The organism is bacterium (assembly GCA_037147175.1).
Classification (GTDB): domain Bacteria; phylum Cyanobacteriota; class Vampirovibrionia; order Gastranaerophilales; family UBA9971; genus UBA9971.
On record JBAWVS010000030.1, the window covers coordinates 1 to 21379 of the forward strand.

Below are 21379 nucleotides of genomic sequence, written 5' to 3' on the forward strand. Positions count from 1 at the left end.
TGCATAGGATAGTAACTTAAAAAAATTCTGACTGGACATCGGGGCATGATATAAACGGAACCCAGCCAAGGGATTTGACAGTTGGAAAATTATTCAAAATCAGAACTTTAGATTGGGAGGAACAAAGAAGGCTATTGCAATTTGAAAAGTCACCACGAAAAACGCAGACAGAGAATTTTGCTTAAATTCTCCATAAAATCAGCCACAAATTCTCCCAACTCAATTCTCTTTATCGAAATCGCAACAAAAAACCCCGCTAACAGTGGGGTTTTTTGTAATAAAAGAAACTTGTTCTCTTTCTATGGACTAAGATACTGGGGCGGGAGGATTCGAACCTACGGATGCCGGTACCAAAAACCGGTGCCTTACCACTTGGCGACGCCCCAACAATATTTGATTGATGGCTTTATTATATTCTATTAGACCCGAGGCTTTTCTGTCAAGGGTCTTCAACATTAATTTTTTAAAAAAAATATTATGTATGATATATTACACAAAACCTTATCGGGTTGGAACTCTTGAATTTCTTGATTTTTAAAGTATACTTCTAACTTAATAAACCTAATAAAAGAAGAAATTAAAATGAAATTTTCTACTAAATCAGTTGTAATAATAGGAAGCGGAATTGCAGGATTGTATTCTGCAATAAAACTCTCTGAAAAAACGGATAAAGAAATTCTTCTTGTTACAAAAGCAAATCTTAGAGAAAGTAATTCCCGCTACGCACAGGGTGGAATTGTAGGGATTTTGCCCGAGAATTTAAAGGATTCTGTTGATCTTCATGTTCAGGATACGGTTGATGCGGGAGCAGGTCTTACGGATTTAGAAGTGGCGAGGTTTATTTCCGAAAAGAGTTGGGAAGCCATAGATGATTTGATAAAATACGGTGTTGAGTTTGATAAAAATAAAGAAAATAAAATCGAATTAACGCTTGAAGCCGCTCACAGTGTAAATAGAATTTTGCATTCCGGTGGCGATGCCACAGGAAAGAGCATTGAGCTTGCACTTTCCGACAAAGCAGAAAATACCCAAAATATAACGATTTATCAGGGAACACAGGCTGTAGACCTTTTAATTGATTCTGATAAAAAATGCCGCGGTGTCATACTGTATAATTCAAAAAACGGTGAATATGAAATTGTTTACTCTTCTGTTGTTGTTATTGCAACCGGCGGCGCGGGGCAGGTTTACAGTAATACAACAAATCCCGAAATAGCAACCGGTGACGGGATTTCTCTTGCTTACAGGGCAAGAGCTGTTATGCAGGACATGGAGTTTGTTCAGTTCCACCCTACAGCATTAAATGTTGAAGAAAACGGTTCGAGGTTTTTGATTTCCGAGTCTGTAAGGGGAGAAGGTGCAAGGCTTAAAAACGCTGACGGAGAATTTTTTACTCAAAATTACGATAAAAGAGGAGATTTAGCGCCTCGAGATGTTGTAACCCGTGCAATTTTCTTTGAAATGCAAGAAAAAGGCTATTCTAATGTACTTCTTGATACTTCTTATATCCCGAAAGAAAAGCTTATTGAAAGATTTCCGAATATTATAAGAGTTTGCAAAGAGAACAATATTGATATTCTGGAGAACCCTATCCCTGTTTCGCCTGCGGCTCATTACCTAATGGGTGGAATTAAAATATCAATGGGCGGAAAAACTTCAATTCCGGGGCTTTTTGCTGTTGGGGAAGCAAGTTGTTCTTCTTTTCACGGAGCAAACAGGCTTGCAAGCAATTCGTTACTCGAATGTGTTGTTGTGGCCGGAGAAATGGTAAAACAACTTTCGGAGCAAACTCTTGAGATTGAGTTGACGCATGATTGCAAAATAAATTGTCTTATTTCACAGTATGAAAAACAATTTTTTGATTATAAGCCTGATATTTCAGTTTTTACGAAAAAACTTAAAGAAACAATGTGGAATAATGCAGGAATTGTGAGGAACGAAAAAGCTCTTACACAGGCTTTAAAAGAGATTAATGAGTTAAAGCTCGAGTTTAATCAGGAATATAAATGCAGAAATATTGACGAATACGAATTCAGAAGTCTTTTAACAGTGGCAGGGTTGATAGTTAAATCTGCAATAGCAAGAAAAGAAAGCAGGGGAGCGCACTTTAGAGAAGATTATACTGAAACTTCACAAAATGCTTATCATAGTTATATTTCTAAAGAAATGTATGAAGTAACAATGAAGTGTTGTAATCAAAGTCAAAAAGGATGCTAATTAATGATTTCTCTGGATAATTTTGTTGTTTATGACCTTGTAAGACAGGCTCTCAAAGAAGATATAGGACATGGGGATTTAACCACGAATTCTTTTATCAGTTCTGACAAAATCATTGAAGCAAAATTTAATTCCAGAGAAGAAGGCGTTTTAGCAGGTTTGCCAGTTGTAAAAAGTATCTTCAAAATGCTTGATGAAAATATTGAATTTACTTCTATTTTAAATGACGGGGATAAAATAGTTAAAGGGCAGGATATAGCTGTTGTAAAAGGCAAAGCACGAGCTATTCTCACAGGAGAAAGAGTTGCTTTGAATTTTATTCAGAGAATGAGTGCGATTGCCACAAAGACAAATCAGTTTCAGGAAGCTATAAAACCATATAAAGCAAAAATTTCTGATACAAGAAAAAGCTGCCCGAATTTCAGGATTTTTGAGAAGTATTCGGTTAAGGCAGGCGGAGGGTTTCCTCATAGATTCGGATTGTATGATGCGGTAATGATTAAAGATAATCATATAAAAGCAGCAGGAAGCATAAAAGAGGCCGTTAAAACCGCAAAACAAAACGTTCCGCACACAATAAAAATTGAAGTAGAAACAGAAAATTTTGCTCAAATTATAGAAGCTGTTGATTCGGGCGCGGATATTATTATGTTTGATAATATGTCTGTCGAAGAAATGAAAAAAGGGGTGGAATTTGTTAATGGGAGGTCTATAACAGAAGCAAGCGGGACTATTAATTTAGAAACAATAAATTTAATAGCATCGTCAGGAGTAGATTATATTTCTACCAGTGCAATTACTGCAAAAGCAGGAATTCTTGATATAGGACTTGATGTATAAGCTGAAAATATAATACAATCTTAAATAGAGTTTACTTTGGGGAGATTAATTTTGTTCGATTTATCTAATATTTTTACTGTTTTGCCGGAATTTTTTGTGCGGAAAATCTGGAAAAACATTAATATATGGCGTTATGTAGTTGCATTATTAATCTTGCAGTCGTTTTTTTGTAAAAAAAATATAAGATTTTTAAATCCAAATGAAAGAAAAAAAGAAAAAGATAAAAACGTTTTTGTAAATTCAGATTTGATAATAACAGAAGCTTTTTTTAAAGAATTTTTGATTGAATTATCCATAAATGAGACTTTTCATAAATCAAAATATGAAAAAATAAAAGATTTTTGTAATTATTTTGAGCAGAAAGAAAATAATTATTCAAATAATCTGCTTAAGGAGTTAGCTCAAGATTTTTGTGTTACTTTAGCTGATTTATTAAAATTTCTTGACGAACATTTTTTCGAAATTCATATTCCTGAAGTGTATAGATTGTACCCTGACTTAAAGAATGACCAGAATTTTAATTATAGTTCTTTTCAGGAACAGCTTTACAGATTGTGCAAGAAAGCCGAGCATTCCTATTCTGATTATTTATTAACCCTAAAAGCAAAACTTTCTGTTTAAAAATTTTATTCAGAATTTTTGTTTTCTATAAAATCTTATTATTACTCGATTTCACCACTTAAAAAATCGAAAATAACTTTGAGAGAGGCTATAATTGACAAAAAATACACAAATTCAAAACGTTATATACCTTGGACCTGCAGGTTCATATACAGAAATTGCTGCTGAAAGTTTAATTGCCGATTCGAATTATAAAGATTTTAATAAAACGTTGAAATCTTCAATATTACAGGTTATAGAAGCTGTTGATAATAACAAAGGAAATATAGGCGTTGTCCCGATTGAAAATTCTATTGAAGGTATAGTCAGAGAAACACTGGATAATCTTGCCAGAACGACTTCAAGAGTTATGATTACCGGCGAAATTGTTGTTCCTATTTCGCATTGTTTGATAAGTAAGTCTGAAAATGCTTCAAAAATTGATAAAATTATTTCCAAGCCGGAAGCAATTGCTCAGTGCCGGTATTTTATAGACGCTAATTTAAAAGACAGTGTAGCAAAAATTTCTGCGACAAGCACCTCAGAAGCCGTAAGGCAGCTTGTAGATCTTCCTGAAAATTATGCAGCTATAGGAACTTTCAAAGCGGCAGAAATTTATGGATTAAAAGTAATCGCAAAAAAAATTAACGATGAAAAAGATAATTTAACACGCTTTGTTTCGCTCGGCTCAAAAGTTCCTGCGAGAACAGGAAATGATAAAACTTCCATCGCTTTTTCCGCGTGTAATCAACCAGGTTCTCTTGTTGATATCCTTGCTGTGTTTAAGGAAAATAATTTGAATCTTTCTTACATTGAATCAAGGCCTTCAAAAAAAGTTTTCGGAGATTACACCTTCTTTATTGATTTTGAAGGACATATTGATGATCCTGAAGTGCAGAAAACTATAGGTAAAATTGCTCCGTTTATGAATTTTTACAGGTTTTTAGGTTCGTATCCTAAAAATTCTTTGTCTTCCTGAGCCTTTATACAGAGCCAAGCGTATTTTCTGCATTTTTAATTACGCTATCAGCTTTAGCCAGCGCATCATCAACTTTTGCTTTCTTTTCAAGCTTTTCTTGTTGAATTTTACCTGTAGCTGTGTCTGAAGGGATATATTGCTGTTTTGTAACGGCTTCTTGAGGTAAATCAGGTTTTTTATCTTGTTTTAGGGGGTTTTCTTCTATAGGATTGGTATTGATTGGTTGTTTTATTTGGTTTTTTGCTGCAACAGTAATCATTCCGGCTTTATTTTGTGCAAGAGCTTTCTTCAAAGCTTCGGTGCTTGAGTTTTCTGTATTTTCTGTGTTACCTTTTTCTTCTTCGGCTTTTTCTTTTGCAAGAAGAGCATTAGGTTTGCCAAAAATACTGTGGGATATAAATCTTAAAATCTTATCCGTAAGAGGAGTTAACGCAAACATAAATAAGCCAAATCTGCCAATTCCGCCGAAAAAGCCTTTAATCGGGTTAAATATTTTTCTTAGAAGTGTTGTTGCTTTTTTAGGATAAAGCCCTGTTCCCATTAAATCACCGGCCCACCTGAAAGGTGCTTTAATTGCTTTGCTTATTAAATTTGTTCCTTTAAGGTTTTTCAGGCTGCCGATACCTTTAAACATGAATGTTCCTAAAGGCATCCACATCAGCCAACTTCCAAGGTCAGAGATAACACCGTGGGCAAGAGTGCTGACTTTTTCTTTTTTTGGTGCATCCCAGGTATCTTTGACAATTTTTCCCAGCAAATTAGCTGCAATGAAAAACATAAACGCAGCGCCGCCCAATTTCATTGCGCTGGAGGGATTTAGTTTAAGTTTTCCTATATCAAATCTAAGGAATGTGGTCATATTGTTATAAAGGGACATTATTGCTTTTGAAATTGCAGAATGCTCTTTTGTATAAAATTCTGCGCTGTTTTTAAGCATTTTGAATTTAGCGGAAGAATTCGCTCCTGCCAGTTTTTCAGCGTATTTATAAGCTACATCATAAAGTTTCCCACCATTTTTAACGCTTTGGGCGGCTTCTCTAAATTCATTAGGATTAATCATTTTTTCATAACGTTTAAAAAACTTTGCAGCGAATTGAGGATCATTTGCAGCTTTTTCTTCAAACCTTTTCAGAAATTTTTCTGCAGCTTCAGGATTTTCCAGAGAATGTTTAATTTTTTCTATAATTTTTGGAGGGGCTTCTTTAATTTTTATAGCTTCTTTAAGAAGTCTTTTGCTAGGATGTTGTCCAATAAATTTAAAAAATTTATCAATAAAACCTGCTTGCTCAGGCTTTTTAACTAATTCAAAAAGTCTTATAAACTCTTCGGATTTATTTTTTCCTGCTAACTTAACAGCTTCTCTAACAGCTGTTTTATCGTTAGTTAGTGTTTTTAAAATATTTCTAGAAGCCGTTGTATCAGGTTTTGTGATTTCAATAGCTTCATCCAGCATATCAGTTAATATTTGAGTTCTGCCATGAACAAGCTGTCCTTTTGCCCAGCGTGGTGTTGCAGGTTTAGCCGTTATCAGTTGTTTTATAAAATTTGTTTCAGGTAAATTATTATAAGCTTTTTTAAGTCCTTCAAATTTAGGCAATTTTTCTACAGAATTATCAATAAGATCAATTAGCTTGCCCAGAGGTGAATTTTTAAAATTTTCTCCGGCAGGAAGACGTTTAAGCAATCTATCTATAGCTAAAGCAGGAACAGCCCCGATTGCTATATTAACAGGCTCACCTATAAACCCTTTTGCCGTAGATACTAAAAGGTTATTATTAATGTCTTTTTTTACAGGGTCTAACCTTTTGTCATCATAGCTTATTGGCAGCCCTGTTTTGTTATCTCCATAACCGGGTTGGTTTTGAGGATAAGGCTGATTATATAAATATGTATTTGTATTTAAATCTGTCATCTTACCAAAATCTTTCCCATAAATAGTCCTTAATTAATTAAAAACAACTTTGGGAAAGAAATTGCTTTTTTTTATGAAAAAACCGTATTTATATAAATTTATGTTAATTTTTTTCTATTTAACTCGAAATTGCCAATTAATTTTTTTTATTGTCATGTTGAGCAAAGCGAAACATCTGTCCTTTTTGGGTTTTAAGCTTAAATGCTTTTTTGGACAGATTCTTCGGACTAAAGCCCTCAGAATGACAATACCAATATTCATGTGGATTTCGACTATCCGGCAATTCACGTTAACTGGCAATTCGAGTTATTTATTTTAAGGAAATAACAGAAATTTAGGGCATAAAAACATAAAAAGACCAAAGAGGACGGAATTTCCGACCTCTTTGGATTGTTAACAGTCTAACTTTTAAGGATTTTATTTTAGATAAGAGATAATGCAACTTGAGGTGCTTGATTAGCTTGAGCTAACAATGTAGCGGAAGCCTGTTGCAGTATCTGGTTTTTTGTTAAAGAAGCAGCTTCTTTTGCAACATCTACGTCTCTGATTCTTGATTCGGATGCTGACATGTTTTCATACTTAACTGATAAGCTTTGAATAGCTGAATCTAACCTGTTTTGTATCGAACCGATTGTTGATCTTCTTGAGGATACATCAGAAATTGCTTTGTCAATTGTATCAATGTAAGCAGATGCTGCTGAAGCAGTCGCAAGTGTTTGATCTGTTGTAATACTGATACCCAATCCTGATGCGGTAGCGTCACTAAGAGGGCTTGTGCCGTTAGCACTGCTTGCAACGTCAATAGCGTTTGTAGTAGATCCTGAATTTGCACCGATTTGGAAGTTAAGTTTTGTTTTACTTCCGTCTAATAAATTAATGGAATTGAATTTAGATCCTTTTGCAAGTCTTGTAATTTCATCTAAACGCTGTTTAACTTCTGATTGAATTGCTGTTCTTTCACTTGTTCCGTTTGTATCGTTTGACGCTTGAACAGAAAGATCTCTTATTCTTTGAAGGTTGTCTTGAATAATACCGAGATCGCCTTCTGCCGTTTGTAAGAGGTTAACGCCTGTTTGCGCGTTTTGAGAAGCTACCTGAGAGCCTCTTGCCTGTGATCTCAAGCTTTCGGAAATTGTTAAGCCTGCAGCATCGTCTGCAGCTTTGTTGATTCTGCTGCCTGTTGATAATCTTTGAAGTGATTTTCCAATTTCACCTGTTGCTGATGATAAACTTCTTTGAACTAAAATAGAGTTAACGTTTGTATTGACAACAATACTCATACACAGATTCTCCTTATCTGAACTAACACATCCCTGATATAATTTGAAGCGCTTCTATTGTTTGGTATACCCAAAATCAGTTAATCTTATAATATGGTTTTTTTAACATATTATATATTGTCTATTAGTTATAGGTTTCTCCAACTAAAGTATCCTTATTACACTTGTTCCCAATTTACTTTAATCTAATTCATGCTTTTATATTTTATTTACTTTTCTTAATAAAAAAGAAGCTTGTGATATAATTTTAAACATTATGTTTGTAATTTTAAAAAACTAAAAAAGGCTCATATGGCTAAAAATGGAACACTTTACATCTGCCCGACTCCTATAGGAAATCTTGAAGATATTACTTTAAGAGCAATCAGGATACTAAAAGAAGTTGATGTTATAGCTTGTGAAGATACAAGAATTACTCAAAAGCTGCTTAATCATTACGAAATTAAAACTCAAACAATCAGTTATCATAAATTTAGCGAAAAAGAAAAAAGCTGTTATTTAATAAACCAGCTTAAAGAAGGAAAAAACATAGCCCTTGTTTCTGATGCAGGAACTCCTTTAATTAGCGATCCGGGATCTGAGCTGATTAAAGATGCTTATTTAAATGATATAAAAATAATTCCTCTTCCGGGTGCAAGCTCTGTAATAACTGCTTTGTCTTCGGGTCTGACTTCTGAGGGAAGTTTTGTGTTTTTAGGATTTTTACCAAGAACTTTAAACGAAAAAGAAAAAATTCTGTCTAAATACTCTGAAATAAATATAGTTGCTTTTGAATCTCCGAATAGGCTGATTGCTTCACTAAAAGAAATTTCAGTGATTTTAGGCGACAGAAACGTTATGATTGCCAGAGAGCTTTCTAAAATTTATGAAGAAATAAAAAGAGATAAAATTAGCAATATCATTGAATATTATACGCATAAGCCCCTTAAAGGCGAAATAACTTTAGTTATTGAAGGTCAAAAAGAGGAAAAAACTGCTGACGAACAGGAAATAATCAAAAAAATTAAAATTCTTAAAAAAGAAGGCTATTCAACTAAAGAAATAAGTAAAATTATTTCTTTACTTACGGGCTTTCCCAAAAAAGAAGTCTACAATTTGGTGTTAAATTCAGAATCCGTATAACTTTTAGCGAAACAAAAAAATAATTAATTTTTTTTAGCAGAGCCTTTCTTTTCTTTAATTAAACGTATTATTCCATCCCACGCAAGAAAAAAGACACCCCAGCCTATTGCACTTTTAGCTGCTTTAATTCCAACTGCTTTCCAATTTATATTTATTTTGTTTTTTTGAAATCTTGCATTAAAATCTTCGAACTGAATTTTTCTGAGATAATCATCAAGTAGTTTAATTTTATCAGCTGATGAACTGTTAATAATATTTCTGATATGGTCTATCATTGGCTGTTTGGTGCTCGGCTTGATTAATGTTTTCCCCTGTTGGTATAAATCATTAATCCCGTTTGATATTCCGCCGGCAACAGCAAATGTTGCAAGCACTTTTGTTGAAAGAAAGTTGTCATTATTTTTCTTAACGGGTTGTGTATTTGATATTAAATTGATTCCTGCCATCTTTTAGCCTTATTTCCCTTAAAATCCCTTCATATTATTAAAAACCAAACTTAAAAAAAATTGACAGCAAGATAAAACAAATAGAGACAAAACCATTGTCTTTCCTAAAAAAAATAAATTTAACGCTTGTTTACAAAAATTAATCTGGAATAAAATTTACTTTTTCCCAATAATAAGAACATTATTAATAACATTTGCGGCATTCATGTATATAGAAGGACCATTAAAATCGGGGAAATCGTCATTTCTGGTTGAAAAGTTTGTTGAGCTTATTAAATCAGGAGTTTTGACATCCGAAATTCTTGTTATCACTCAAAATAGCTACAAAAAAAAGATTTTTTCGGATAAAATCAGAGAAAAACTGGCAGAATTTCAAATTAACGGTTTTGGAGAGCTGCCTGTTTTTACTTTTAACGGGATAGTTTATCATTCTATTAAGTCAAATTGGTCGCTTGTGGAAGGATTAATCCCTGAAAATATCGGGAAAAGAGAAATAATACCAAATCTTTGCGAGTTGGAAGCGGCAGAACTTTTGATTAAAAAGGCTATAAAAGAAATAAATAAGAGAGAAAGCCTTGAAGAGAGCCTGAGAGATTATCAATCTCATAAAAACCTTAAGCATCAGATTTTGAGGCGGCATACACTTATAACAAATAATTGTCTTGACAGTCAGGAAATCATTGATAAATCTAAGCTGCTAGGTGAGCAAATGGGGGAGCAGGCTCAGGATGTACTTAAACTGGTTAATATTCTTACTAATCGCTATAGAACTTTTTATAATTTAAAACAGGTGCCTACTTTTCTTTATCTGCTTGATAATAACAAAATAAATTTCGGTAAAATAAAATATCTTCTGGTTGATGACTTTGATGAAATGACTTATTCCGCCCACTACTTTATAAAAAAGATTATTGCGGAAGTTAAAGATTTTTTTATAGCCGCAGACCCGCAAGGGAGTTCACGAAGAGGGTATTTATGCGCAAATACTTCGGGTTATGAAGAAATAAAAGCCTTAAATCCTTCTGAAATAATTAATTTAAAGTCAAAAAAGCCTTCATATCCGGATGCGCAGGAATTATTTCAGGCAATTATAAATAATAAAACGCCGAATTTGAATAATATAGCTCTTATTGAAAATTCTATACGGCATGTAGAAATGTTGGAGCAGGTTTTTGCCAGAATAGAAGTTATGGTAAATAATGAAAAATTTTCTCCTGATGATATTGTTCTTGTTGCACCTTCAATGGATGCAGCTTTAAAACACGCTTTAGAAGAGTTTTTTGAGAGAAAAAATATAGATTATCAGTTTTTGACAGGTTCAAAGAAGATTTTTGATGACCCTCTAGTCTTTGGTACGCTTATAATTCTCCAGTTAATCAACGAAGAATGGCGATTTAAGCCAAAAACTTTTGAAATAAGATCCTTGTTGACCGGCATGTTGGGAATTTCTACAATTTTATGCGAAGAAATTCTTGAAAAATACACAGAAACAGGCAAGCTTGAACGGAATGACAATGACCTTTTAAGCAAGTGTACAGAACGATTAAATAATTTGATTAATTTGATAAAAAACTTAAGAGAAGAAAAAATATCTCTTTCAGGGCAGGTGGAAAAGATTTTTTCTGAGCTTGTTCTTCCGAATATTAATGAAAATAACAATATAGAAGCCTTTAACCGAATGGTAGAGTCGCTTCTGGGTTTTGAAAAGCTGTTGAAGACTACTCAAAACAAAATCTTTTCTGAAAAAGACTGGCTGATTTTAATGAAAGACACGATTGTTTCTGATAATCCTTCTTCCGCGCCGGAATTGAAGAAAAATTGTATAAAAATCGCAACACCGCAAAAAGTCATTGATCTGGAAATTGAATCAAAAATCCAGATATGGTTGGATGTTTCAAGCATTCATTGGACAAAAGACGACACAGGACCGCTTTATAATGCATGGGTTTTTCATAAAGATTGGCAGGATGGAAAATACACCCCGCAGATTCACCAGAAACTCACTATGGAAAAGGCTGCTTATTGTTTAAGAAAGCTTGTTTCTTTATGTGACGGTAAAATTTTATGCTATGCAAGCCAGCTGGATGTTTCCGGCTCTGAAAACAACGGCGGAATAGAAAGCTTTATCACAGAGAAAAAAGAACTAACAAAGATAAAATTTGAATTTACTCCCCGCAAAGATCAGGCTGCCGTTCTTGATTATAAGTCGGGCAAAATGGCTATTTCTGCTGTGCCTGGAGCCGGAAAGACAAAGATACTGGAAGCCTTGATAATAAAGATGATTAAAGACGGGATTAATCCTGAAGAAATTCTTGTGCTTACTTATATGGATTCTGCGGCTAGAAATATCCGTGAGAGAATAAAAACTTCCTGCCCTGATCTTGTAAAATTTCCTCACATCAGTACTATTCATGGTCTGGGATTAGGTATAATAAAGCAGGGAGATAATCATACTCAAATAGGACTTGATTCTGATTTTGATATTTGCGATGACACCTTAAAATTTAAAATAATGAAAGAAATTTACGATAAATTAATTACAGATAATGATTATAAGTTTAATTCTTTCAGCTATGATTACCCGAACGCAATTTCGCAAGCAAAGTTTCTGGGAATTTCACCGGAGGAGATTGGAAAGTATTTATCAAACAAAGATATCGAACTTTATAATGAATTGTTTGAATTTTATCCTGTATATGCGGAATATCAAAGAATATTAAAAGAAAGAAGCATGATAGATTTTGATGATTTGCTGATTTACAGCGTTAAACTATTAAAAAACAATACTGAAATCAAAAATCATTATCAAGAAAAGTTTAAATATATTATAGAAGATGAAGCACAGGATTCTTCTTCTGTTCAACAGCAATTATTCGGGCTAATCAGTGAAAAAAGAGGAAACTTAATCAGGTGTGGCGACCCTAATCAGGCAATTACCTCCAGTTTTTCCAATTCTGACGTAAGCGGGTTTGTTGAATTTATTAAAACCACAAATATGCTCGTGGAAATGGATCACTCTCAAAGATGCTCAAATGAAATCTTTGAACTTGCAAACTCTTTAATTGATTGGGCGATGAAGCAGGAATTGTTAAAAGATGCTTTTATTCCTCTAAAAATGCATGCGGTAGAAGGAAAAAATCCTGAAACAAAAGAATGTTTAAACTTTAAAATCTATGAAACCCCTGAAGAAGAAAAAGCGAAAATATTAAAAGAAATCGAAAAACTTAAAAAAAGCGCTTATAAATTCACGATAGGGATTTTGTTGAGAACAAATAATGCAGTTATAGAATGGGCACAGTTTTTGGAATCTAATAATATACCATATATTTGTTATTCCGAGTCTGTCGCCCAGAAAAAAGTCTTCAGGTTTGTAAAAGCTTTTCTTGAAGTCTTGAATAACCCGTGGAATAACAAATTTGTCAAAAATCTTTACGAAGAATTTGTAAAATCAAATATTTTGGAACATCAGTTTGATTCGCTTCATTTTTTTGACAAAGCAGGCTCACCATTTATTTGTTTTGCAAAAAACGAACTGCCGCTCGGGAACGCAGGAAAATTTCAGGATGAAATCTTAAAATGGCTCGATAAATCAAACTTACCGCCGGAAGAAATAATTGCAAGGCTCGGTGCTGAATATTTTGATAGTGTTATTGACAAGTCAAATGCAAGGATAATAAGCCTTTTGGTCAGCAGGTTCAGGCGATATGACACAGATAACGAAGAAAATAAAACTGTTAATTTGCCTGAAATTTTAAATTATTTAGATGATTTAGGAAAGAAAAAGTCGCTTAGCGGCGTAAAATTCTTTAATGAAATTGAAAAAGATGATGACAAATATGAATTTGTGCAGATTATGACAGCCCATAAAGCAAAAGGACTGGAGTTTGATACTGTGTTTATGCCTGAAATGCAGGAAGTTAAATTCAGTTACCCTGTAAATCCTGAAGTAGTTGATATTGGAAAGAGCGGGCATCTTATCAATCAAATAAAACAGATTAAAAAACTCCATAAAAGTGTTGAAGAAATAAAACTTGAGCAGGTTCATGAACATCTAAGGCTTATTTATGTCGGGATTACAAGAGCCAGACATTATCTTTATATGAGCGGAAATGAAAAAGCCAAAAATAATTGGTATAAAACAAAAGAATACAGGCCTTCAAAAATTTTAGAATACTTTATAGAACAGCATACAAGGATTGTGAAATGAAAAATAATCTTCTGAATCATGACCGCTTTAATACATGGCAAATTTGTCGAAAAAAATATTATTTTAAGTATATAAAAGAGCTTAAATACCCCGAATTTCATCAGGATTACGAACTTGGAAAATCAATTCATGCACTTATAGATTATCACTTAAGAGGTTTTGAAACAAGGCATCTATTGAAGAATGCAGATAACAAGATTATTGACCGCTGGAATTCCATAAAAAACCACCCTATATTAAACAAAAAAGTAATAAAAACAGAATGGGGCTTTAATACAAACCTTAAAAATACTCCATACTGGCTTATAGGAAGAATTGACGCTATATTTTTTGACGAAGAAACCGGCAACTACATTATAGCTGACTGGAAAACCGGCGAAGTCGTCCCTAAAAAAATCGATACTTATTTTCAGCACAAAATTTATCTTTATGCGCTTTATCAAAGCAGAAAGGATTTAGGGCTTGATTTTGAGCCAAAAGACCTTGTTTTTAATTACTTTGAGATAACTCCGGAGTCTGTACAAAAAATAGAAATAAGTTTTTCTGAAGAAAAATTGTTTGAATACGAGAAAAAATTTTTAAATATTATAAAAAAAATAGAGAGTACTGTTGAATTTGATGTTGCAGAAAATTGTTTTGATAAATTTTGCCTTTATAAAAGGCTTTGTGAAAATAAGTGAATATTTTTTTAAAAAATGGCAAATATAAAACATAATGCTATAATATATACTTGAGAGGGTTAAAATTACTTTTTTGTATTAATCTATTAATAATAAATAAAAGGAGAGAGATATTATGGCAAAAGTGCTTATATCAATGCCGACCGAATTTCTTGAAAAAATTGATAATATTGCAGCCTCAGAACAACGCACAAGAAGCGAACTTATAAGAGAAGCTTTAAGAGGTTATATAAGAAAAAGCAACATAGTTAATGTTGAAAACGTTGAAAACAGAGCAAAAGTTCTTGAATCAATGCTCGATTAGGCAAATTATTATATTACTTTTCCAAACAAAATGCTGGAGTTCAATAATCTTTTCAAGTCTTGCAATGAGAGTTAAATAGAGGTAATGATGCTGGATATATACGATTTTATAAAGGAATTAGCTCCATTAGAGCTTGAATATATCGACGATGATGACAATTATCACTGTCTTAACGCTTATATAAAAAGAGTTCATGATGACCATCTGCTTATTTCACCTCCCGAAAAGCACAATCTGGCTCATAATCTTCCTGATGGAAAAGAAATTAATATTATATTTAAAACGGCGAAAGGAACTTTTTCGGCTGTTTCGAATGTAATAAATAAACAATTGGACAGCATGTCGGGATTAAGAATAAGTTTTCCTTGTAACAGCCAGTTTACCGAACGAAGAGAATTTATAAGAGTTCCGCTTAATATAAAAGTCGAGATAATTAAATATCTTGATAATACCTACCTTAAGATGGAAACTTTTAATGCTCTGACACGAAATATCAGCGGAAGCGGTTTATGCTACGTTTCTGATGTGCCTCTTGATAATTATTATGATGTGCATTGTAAAATTCATCTTGATTATGAAAAAGAGCCAATTTCTGTCAGATGTGACCATATTTATTCTAAAAAAATAAAGCTAAATAACGAAAAATCTTATCTTACGGCCCTGTCTTATGCAGGTATATCTGAAGAAGACACTATTAAGTTAGTAAAAACCTGTTTCAGATACCAGATAGACAATGTTGAAAGAAATAAAAACTTTGAGGATCACAAATAAAATGACAATTTTGCTTGGAATTACATTTTTATTATCAATTATAGATTTTAATTATAAATACTAAATTATTCGTTTGAAACGGTTTTGCTCAGGCTTCTCGGGTTATTTACGTCATTTCCAAGAAGTTCCGCCATTTTGTATGCCAACAAATGCAAAACAACTGCGGAATAAACAGGTGAAAAGTCTTCATCAAACTTAGAAATATTAAGATATTCTGCTTTAAATTCTGAAAGTTTTGATTCTATATAGCTATCAGCAAAATCTTTTACTATAACAACATCAGCATCTCTTTTTTTAATTAATTGCATTGTATTACCGGTAGAGAGTGTATAATTTGCTTCATCTTGCAATCCGCATTTAGTTATTATTGAGATCACAGTGGAGTTTTCATCCAGCATTGCCAGATGTCCATGGAGAAATTCCCCTGTCGGATAGCCGCCCGTATTTATATAGCAGGTTTCTTTTATTTTAAGAGCGCATTCTTCAGCCAGACCGAAGTTTTGTCCTCTTCCCAGAATGATTAGACTTTTTTTATTGTGCAGTTTTTCTGCGATTTTATCAATTTCTTTCGTATTTAAAATCAATTTTTCTATTTTTTCAGGCAATTGATGGATTTTTTGTTTGTAAGATTCTATTTGACCGGCAGAAGCGGTTTTATTTTTTTCTGCAAGGTAAATTCCTATTATATAGAGACATACAAGTTGTGAAGCAAACGATTTTGTTGCAGGAATGCTTGTTTCCTTTCCTGCATAAATAAACACAGCTGAGTCTGCCGAGTTATGTATTGTAGAAGTTTCGTTATTGGTTACTGCAAAAGTATAAGCTCCTTTTGTTTTTGCAACATGAAGAGCAGAAAGGACATCAGATGTTTCTCCTGACTGAGAAACAAATATTACAAGGTTATCAGAAGATAAAACAGGATTTCTCGTTGCAAATTCACTGGCATGCTCGACTGTTACGGGAATTTGTGCCGCTGATTCTATAAAATATCTGGTTATGTTTCCTGCATTTCTTGAAGATCCGCTTGCTACAATGTAAATTTTGGAAATTTTTTCAAGATTAATTTTGATGTTTTCAACAGGTTTTCCTTTAGGGAGGTAGAATTGTGCTAATTTTTTAAAAATTTCCGGTTCGTCCTTAATGTCACTCAGCATTTAAATCCCCTTTTAAAACTATTTATTTCATAATAACAAATTTTTCAAAAAAATTCTTAAAAAAGGCAATATTTTCATATTTAAAGTGTTTATATAAATAGGGAAGCAATTAAGGAAAAATTTTATGCAGAAAAAAAATTGTTTTTTTCAAGAATTTTTTAAGTCAAATGCGTCAGTAGCTATTGAAGATTACAGGGATTTAAAGGAAAATGTCAGTAACACGGAATTTTCACTTTCAAAACCAAAAGTAGCTTATCAATATGCCGAAATCATGGTTAAATCCAGCAAATAAACCAAAAAATTTATATATTCACATACCTTTTTGCGCAGGCAAATGCCATTACTGTAATTTCATTTCTTTTTCGGGAAAAAATGAATTTATAGCATCTTATTTTGCTGCTTTAAAGGCAGAAATGAAATTTTGTTTAGGCAGACAAGGTGCTATTGGGCTGGAAACGATTTATATAGGCGGCGGAACTCCCTCTGTTGTTGATACTCGCTTTTATAAGGACATCTTCGGGCTTTTATCAGAATTAACCTGTATTTCTTTAGATGCTGAAATAACTATGGAAATTAATCCGGGTACTGTAAATATAAATTATCTTAAAGAAATCAGGGATATAGGAATAAACCGATTAAGCATAGGTGTTCAGAGTTTTGATGATAAAATTCTAAAGTCTATAAACAGAATTCATAGCTCTCAAGAGGCTATAGAAACTGTAAAAACGGCTAAAAAAGCAGGTTTTGCAAATATAAGTATAGATTTAATATACGGACTGCCTGAACAAACTATTGAAGGTTGGGAAACAACATTAAATAAGGCTTTAAGTCTGGGGATAAACCATATTTCAACCTATGGCCTAAAAATAGAAGAAGGAACAGAGTTTTCCCGTCATTTGCCGAAAAATCTTCCCGATGATGAAGTACAAAGTCAAATCTATCTAAAAACTATAGATATTCTCGAAAATAACGGTTTTAATCATTACGAAATAAGCAATTTTTCTAAAAAGGGCTTTGAATCCCGACACAATCTTTGCTATTGGAAAAATAAAAAATATTTTGCACTTGGTTTAAGTGCGCATGGCTATTTAGACGATACCAGATATTCTAATACAGAAAATCTCGAAGAGTATTTGAAAGACCCCACGAAATCGGCTTTTGAAAATCAGATTTCCGCGCCTGAAAAAATCGAAGAAGCTGTCTTTCTCGGATTGAGGCTTACAGAGGGAATTAATACAAAAGAATTTAAGCTTAATTATGGAATTGATATTTATCAAAAATATTCAAAAATCATAGAAAAATATATTGATTATGGTTTTATGACCTACGACAGCAGCAAAAATTTGAAACTTACAAAGCATGGAATATTATTGAGCAATTCGATTTTGGCAGATTTTTTGGCATAATATTAAATTTCTTAAAATGACACTTTACAAAACTTAATATATAAAAGCTTTGAAATATATACTTCGTTAATCAAAAATATTTATTAAAAAAATATTCAAAACATAAAAAAATTTTTATTTACAAAAACCCGCCATTGTTTTTATAAAAATAGCAATTCTGATAGATTTAATTTGTTTATATAAATATAAGGGAACGATATATTTAATATTTTAGAATCACTAAATTAACCAAGAAAGGGCACTAAGGAGGAATTGGTATGGGAAATGATTTATGTTTAAACTTGAGATATTTGCCCAATTATGGGGTTCATAATCAAGAACCGGGATTTTTACCTGTTTATACCCGTAATCCAATAGTTTCAGAACCTTTAGAATTATTTCAAAGTAATATACAAGCTGAAAATAATGGCATTAGTTTTGGCGGTAATAATTATGAAAGAATAAATTATAATCCTACTGCTAATATTACTAATAATAGTATTGGTGATTTCACTGTAAATAATAATTTTGGCAATTTAACTGCGGCTATAGCAGATAATTCAGCGATGTCTCTTGATGGGTTAAGTCTTTACAACATTACAGAAGGGTTTCCACCTGTATACGCTTTAAATAACGGAGCAGCAACTAAAGCTGCAAATGCCGATACGGATTCAGCCTCGGGTGATACTGATATCGCTGTATTACGTCAAAGACTTAACAAAGACCTTCAAGAAGGAAAAATAACACCTGATCAATATATAGACGAACTAAACAAGCTTAAAACAAAGATTAAAACATATTCAGCAGAAGAAATTGAAGAAAGTAAAACAGCCGAAAAAGAAGCAAAAGACGAAAACTTAACTAAAGCACAAAAAAATGCACTTTATAATCATTTAAAAACAACCCGCACGCTTACCCGTGATAAATTCCAACAAGATCCTAATATTTCAGGTGCTCAAACAGCAACAGAAAATATACCCGAATCTCAGATTGTCAGAACAGTTAAAATTTTAGCTGACGGCACAACTGTAGAAATCACACAAGATAAAAGCAAGGAAGGTCTTGCAGCAGCCGCCTTAGGGAATAGAGGCGGGGCTGGAACAGGAATCGTAGGAGCGCTAGAAGCATTTGCCGGAGCATTAATATGCGGAACAGGATTTGGTGCATGGGTAGGCGTTCCAATGATGGCTGACGGAGCAAGAAGAATATATAATGCAGGAAGCACTTCACAAGCCTTTACCGCAGTGATAACCAGCCCTAACGGCAAAAAACAAACAATTCAAAGCAATTACCGTGAAGACCTTTATAGTGAACTTTATAAAAATTTAGGAATCAGTAAATAATATCTCCTCACATACCTCTTAAATCTAAAGAGCCGGCATAGCCGACTCTTTTTTATTTTTATTATTAAGTTTTGGATAAGGCAGTTTAGTAATCCATTCCGCCCATGCCACCCATACCGGGCATTCCGCCGCCCATTCCTGATTTTTCTTCAGGTAAATCAACAATAGCAGCTTCTGTTGTAAGCAACATTGAAGCTATTGAAGCCGCATTTTCAAGTGCGCTTCTTGTTACTTTTGCAGGGTCAACGATACCGGCTTTAACCATATCGACATATTTGTCGTTTTGAGCGTCATAACCCATGTCGCCGCCAAGTTTTTTTACTTCTTCAACAACAACTTCGCCGCTTTGTCCTGCATTTATAGCGATTTGTTTTAAAGGAGCAACAAGCGCTCTTGTAAGAATTTCAGCACCAGTTTTTTCGTCCTGTGAATAATCTGTGCAATTTGCAACTTTTTCGGCGAGAACTTTTTGAACTTTAATCAGTGTAACACCGCCGCCTGCAACAATACCTTCTTCGATAGCAGCTCTTGTAGCATTAAGAGCATCTTCGATTCTGAGTTTTTTGTCTTTAAGCTCGGTTTCTGTAGCTGCGCCCACTTCGATTACAGCAACTCCGCCTGCCAATTTAGCAAGTCTTTCCTGTAATTTTTCTTTATCATAATCGCTGTCAGATTCTTCAATTTGACGTTTGATTAGTTTTACCCTGTCAGCAACAGTTTGTTTTGTGTCATCACCGACAACAATAGTTGTTTTATCTTTAGAAACAGTAACTCTTCTAGCTTTACCCATCATTTGAACAGTTACGTTTTCTAATTTAAGCCCTAGTTCTTCTGTGAAGAGTTCGCCGCCTGTCAAAATAGCGATATCTTGAAGCATTTCTTTTCTTCTGTCGCCAAATCCAGGAGCTTTTACTGCAACAGCTCTTAATACTTTTCTCATTGTATTAACAACAAGAGTTGCGAGAGCTTCGCCTTCAACATCTTCAGCAATAATTAAAATTCCTCTGCCTTCTCTTGCAACTTGTTCAAGAACAGGAACGAGATCGGACACTATATTGATTTTTTTGTTTACGCAAAGTACAAATACATCATCAAGAACAGCTTCCATTCTTTCAGCGTCAGTTACGAAGTAAGGGCTTATATAACCTTTATCAAACTGCATGCCTTCTACAACTTTAAGTTCTGTTCCTATTGTTTTTGATTCTTCAACTGTGATAACGCCTTCATTACCAACTCTATCCATTGCATCAGCAATTAATCCGCCGATGAAATCATCGTTGCCTGCTGAAATTGTCGCAACTTGAGCAATTGATTCTTTTGATTCAATTTTTTTAGCGCTTTTTTTAATTTCTTCAACAGCTATTGCAACAGCTTTAGCGATTCCTCTTTTGATTCCGATAGGATTAGCGCCTGCTGTTACGTTTTTTAAGCCTTCTCTAACAATTGATTGAGCCAATACAGCAGCGGTTGTTGTACCGTCGCCGGCTACGTCATTTGTTTTGCTGGCAACTTCTTTTACCAGTTGAGCGCCTAAATTTTCAAGGTTATCAGGAAGATCAATTTCTTTAGCGATTGTCACGCCATCGTTTACGATTTGCGGTGCGCCGAATTTTTTATCAATTACAACGTTACGTCCTTTTGGTCCTAATGTAACTTTTACTGCGTCAGCAACAGCATCAACGCCAACAACTAAAGCTTTGCGGGCATCTTCATTAAATGCTATTCTTTTTGCCATTTTATAACTCCTTTTTGATTTTGATTACTACTTATTTACTCAATGATTCCTAAAATGTCTCTGATAGAAAGAATTTTGTATTCTGTTCCTTCAAATTTAAGGTCAGATCCGCCGTATTTAGCGAAAAGAACGGTTTCTCCAACTTTAACATCCATTGGTTCTTTGTTTCCGTTATCGAGGGTTCTTCCTGTTCCTACAGCTACAACAGAGCCTTTTTGAGGTTTTTCTCTAGCTGAATCAGGAAGAATGATTCCGCCTGTTGTTGTTTGTGTTTCTTCAAGAACTTTAATTAGTATCTTGTCTCCAAGTGGTCTGATTTTTAATTCACTTACCATTTTTAAATTCCTCCAGTATAAAACTTTATTTACTTTTTCTATTTAGATTTACAATGATACCTAAAACAT

18 protein-coding genes and 1 tRNA gene are annotated in these 21379 nt (G+C 33.6%); 12 read left to right on the forward strand and 7 right to left on the reverse strand.

Annotated elements, in window-relative coordinates:
- Positions 1 to 314 precede the first annotated feature (314 nt).
- Positions 315 to 386 (reverse strand) — tRNA-Gln (locus tag WCG23_08175).
- Between the two features lie 196 nt (positions 387 to 582).
- Between WCG23_08175 and nadB the strand changes: the two genes are divergently transcribed.
- From nadB to pheA, 4 genes are all read left to right on the forward strand, one after another.
- Positions 583 to 2217: an L-aspartate oxidase gene (gene nadB / locus WCG23_08180; GenBank protein ID MEI8389847.1), complete on the forward strand. Its 1635-nt coding sequence runs from the start codon at positions 583 to 585 to the stop codon at positions 2215 to 2217.
- Between the two features lie 12 nt (positions 2218 to 2229).
- A complete protein-coding gene (nadC, locus tag WCG23_08185; GenBank protein MEI8389848.1) occupies positions 2230 to 3057 on the forward strand; it encodes a carboxylating nicotinate-nucleotide diphosphorylase in 828 nt (275 codons plus the stop codon).
- Positions 3058 to 3108: 51 nt separating this feature from the next.
- Entirely contained in the window at positions 3109 to 3678 is a 570-nt protein-coding gene (locus WCG23_08190) for a hypothetical protein (GenBank protein MEI8389849.1), read from the forward strand.
- Positions 3679 to 3772: 94 nt separating this feature from the next.
- Positions 3773 to 4636, forward strand: a complete 864-nt coding sequence (pheA, locus tag WCG23_08195) for a prephenate dehydratase (protein ID MEI8389850.1) — start codon at positions 3773 to 3775, stop codon at positions 4634 to 4636.
- Between the two features lie 4 nt (positions 4637 to 4640).
- On the opposite strand, the gene WCG23_08200 is transcribed toward pheA, so the two are convergent.
- Positions 4641 to 6548, reverse strand: a complete 1908-nt coding sequence (locus WCG23_08200) for a hypothetical protein (GenBank protein ID MEI8389851.1) — start codon at positions 6546 to 6548, stop codon at positions 4641 to 4643.
- Between the two features lie 422 nt (positions 6549 to 6970).
- The gene (locus WCG23_08205) at positions 6971 to 7828 is read right to left on the reverse strand and encodes a flagellin (protein MEI8389852.1); all 858 of its coding nucleotides are present in this window, start codon (positions 7826 to 7828) and stop codon (positions 6971 to 6973) included.
- 291 nt (positions 7829 to 8119) lie between these two features.
- Here WCG23_08205 and rsmI point away from each other — a divergent pair, with 291 nt between their 5' ends.
- On the forward strand, positions 8120 to 8950 hold the full coding sequence (rsmI, locus tag WCG23_08210) for a 16S rRNA (cytidine(1402)-2'-O)-methyltransferase (protein ID MEI8389853.1): 831 nt from the start codon (positions 8120 to 8122) through the stop codon (positions 8948 to 8950).
- A 23-nt stretch (positions 8951 to 8973) separates the two neighbouring features.
- On the opposite strand, the gene WCG23_08215 is transcribed toward rsmI, so the two are convergent.
- On the reverse strand, positions 8974 to 9396 hold the full coding sequence (locus WCG23_08215) for a hypothetical protein (protein MEI8389854.1): 423 nt from the start codon (positions 9394 to 9396) through the stop codon (positions 8974 to 8976).
- A gap of 205 nt (positions 9397 to 9601) precedes the next feature.
- Here WCG23_08215 and WCG23_08220 point away from each other — a divergent pair, with 205 nt between their 5' ends.
- The 4 genes from WCG23_08220 (at position 9602) to WCG23_08235 (ending at position 15358) form a co-directional block, all read left to right on the forward strand.
- Complete coding sequence (locus WCG23_08220) at positions 9602 to 13603, forward strand: UvrD-helicase domain-containing protein (GenBank protein ID MEI8389855.1); 4002 nt, start codon at positions 9602 to 9604, stop codon at positions 13601 to 13603.
- Positions 13600 to 14283 carry a PD-(D/E)XK nuclease family protein gene (locus WCG23_08225; GenBank protein ID MEI8389856.1) on the forward strand — a complete coding sequence of 228 codons (684 nt, stop codon included), beginning with the start codon at positions 13600 to 13602 and terminating at the stop codon, positions 14281 to 14283. The genes WCG23_08220 and WCG23_08225 overlap by 4 nt, the downstream gene beginning before the upstream one ends.
- 115 nt (positions 14284 to 14398) lie before the next feature.
- A complete protein-coding gene (locus tag WCG23_08230; protein ID MEI8389857.1) occupies positions 14399 to 14587 on the forward strand; it encodes a ribbon-helix-helix domain-containing protein in 189 nt (62 codons plus the stop codon).
- 84 nt (positions 14588 to 14671) lie between these two features.
- Positions 14672 to 15358, forward strand: a complete 687-nt coding sequence (locus WCG23_08235; protein MEI8389858.1) for a PilZ domain-containing protein — start codon at positions 14672 to 14674, stop codon at positions 15356 to 15358.
- Between the two features lie 65 nt (positions 15359 to 15423).
- Here WCG23_08235 and WCG23_08240 read toward each other — a convergent pair whose 3' ends face one another.
- Positions 15424 to 16512 carry an SIS domain-containing protein gene (locus tag WCG23_08240; protein MEI8389859.1) on the reverse strand — a complete coding sequence of 363 codons (1089 nt, stop codon included), beginning with the start codon at positions 16510 to 16512 and terminating at the stop codon, positions 15424 to 15426.
- A 124-nt stretch (positions 16513 to 16636) separates the two neighbouring features.
- Between WCG23_08240 and WCG23_08245 the strand changes: the two genes are divergently transcribed.
- The 3 genes from WCG23_08245 (at position 16637) to WCG23_08255 (ending at position 19240) form a co-directional block, all read left to right on the forward strand.
- Complete coding sequence (locus tag WCG23_08245) at positions 16637 to 16804, forward strand: hypothetical protein (GenBank protein ID MEI8389860.1); 168 nt, start codon at positions 16637 to 16639, stop codon at positions 16802 to 16804.
- Positions 16773 to 17918 carry a radical SAM family heme chaperone HemW gene (gene hemW / locus WCG23_08250; GenBank protein ID MEI8389861.1) on the forward strand — a complete coding sequence of 382 codons (1146 nt, stop codon included), beginning with the start codon at positions 16773 to 16775 and terminating at the stop codon, positions 17916 to 17918. The genes WCG23_08245 and hemW overlap by 32 nt, the downstream gene beginning before the upstream one ends.
- Before the next feature lie 257 nt (positions 17919 to 18175).
- The gene (locus WCG23_08255; protein MEI8389862.1) at positions 18176 to 19240 is read left to right on the forward strand and encodes a hypothetical protein; all 1065 of its coding nucleotides are present in this window, start codon (positions 18176 to 18178) and stop codon (positions 19238 to 19240) included.
- 85 nt (positions 19241 to 19325) lie between these two features.
- Here the strand turns inward: WCG23_08255 and groL are convergent, their stop codons facing one another.
- A complete protein-coding gene (groL, locus tag WCG23_08260; GenBank protein ID MEI8389863.1) occupies positions 19326 to 20975 on the reverse strand; it encodes a chaperonin GroEL in 1650 nt (549 codons plus the stop codon).
- A 35-nt stretch (positions 20976 to 21010) separates the two neighbouring features.
- A complete protein-coding gene (gene groES / locus WCG23_08265; GenBank protein ID MEI8389864.1) occupies positions 21011 to 21310 on the reverse strand; it encodes a co-chaperone GroES in 300 nt (99 codons plus the stop codon).
- Positions 21311 to 21379: the final 69 nt, after the last annotated feature.